1 protein-coding gene and 1 pseudogene are annotated in these 1,383 nt (G+C 68.9%); both read right to left on the reverse strand.

What is annotated here, in order from left to right:
• Positions 1 to 386, reverse strand: a pseudogene (locus AC097L_RS24440) (insulinase family protein); the annotation flags it as partial.
• On the reverse strand, positions 386 to 1,383 hold a 998-nt coding region (locus AC097L_RS24445; RefSeq protein ID WP_479589316.1), incomplete at its 5' end, for a M16 family metallopeptidase. The gene AC097L_RS24445 and the pseudogene AC097L_RS24440, both read right to left, overlap by 1 nt.

Below are 1,383 nucleotides of genomic sequence, written 5' to 3' on the forward strand. Positions count from 1 at the left end.
GGGTAGGTCAAGGTGCGCAGCGAGAAGCTGAAGCGGTCGCTGCTGGCGCTGCTGTCCAGCGATGCGCCCAGGTCGGCCCAGGCTTCGCCCAGGGTATTTTCGTCCAGCGCTGGATTGGAGCCTACGGCACGCACGCCTTCCGAAGCCATGCCGGCCGTCAGGCTGGCCAGCCCGGCCTGCGCAGCCGGGTCGCGGCGGCTGCCCGCGTCGAAGTCGATCTGCACGTCGAGCATGGGAATAGCCGGGCTGGGCACCAGGTAGACCTGCGCCCCGCTGGGCTGGGTCCAGTGCTGGATGGGAATGCCCGCCCAGGCAGCATTTAAGCCAAACAGGCCGCTAGCGCTTATAGCAAGGGCGTGAGAAGCTACTTTTTTGATAGTAATCATCAGCGCAGCTCTCCCGGGGGAATGGCACGGGGTTTCTGGCGGTGGGGGTCCAGCGGCTGGGGCAGCAGCGTGGCCACGGTGAGCTGGTCGTCGCCAAAGTATTTCGCCGCCACGGCCTGCACCTGGGCGGCGGTGATGCCGCGCAGCCGGGCGATCAGGCGGTCGTTGGCATCCAGCGGCAGGCCTTGTACCCAGTTGCTGCCCAGTTCGCGGGCCTGGTGCATCAGCGAGTCGCGCTGGTAGACGGCGCTGGCCACCCACTGGGTTTTGACGCGGCCCAGCTCGGCCTCGGTCACGCCTTTTTGCGCCACCAAGGCCACCTGGGCGCGCAAGGCGGCTTCCACCTGCGCAGCGCTGTGGCCTGCGGCAGGCACGCCGTCCAGCACAAACAGTTGCGGGCCACGCCCGGACAGGCCGTTGTACGCCCCCGCACTGTCGGCCACCGAACCACCGGCCTGGCCGTGGTCTTGGGTCAAGGCGCGCTCCAGCCGGGCACCGGTATAGCCGTCCAGCACGGCGGCCAGCACGGTCAGGGCCAGCGCGTCGTCGTTGTCAGCCTGCAGGCTGGGCACCTTGCAGGCCAGGGTCACCACCGCCTGCTCGGCCGGGGCTTTGAAGTCCAGGCGCTTGGTGCCCGCCTGCGCGGGCTCCGGCCGGGGCTTGCGCGCAGGCACCGGGCGCGCCGGGATGCTGCCGTAGTGCTTTTGCGCCAGCGCGCAGACCTGCGCCGGGTCCACATCGCCCGCCACCACCACGGCGGCATTGCCCGGCACGTACCAGCGCTGGTAGAAGGCGCGGGCATCGCCAGGTGTCATGGCCTCCAGGTCGCTCATCCAGCCCACCACCGGACGGCGGTAGGGGGATGTGGCGAATACGCTGGCCAGCATCGCCTCGTTCATCAGGGCGCGCGGGGCATCTTCGGTGCGCATACGGCGCTCTTCCTTCACCACTTCGAGTTCGCGCTTGAATTCTTCGTCGGACCACTGGTTGTGGGCGA

The organism is Rhodoferax sp. RT5P35, assembly GCF_056521385.1.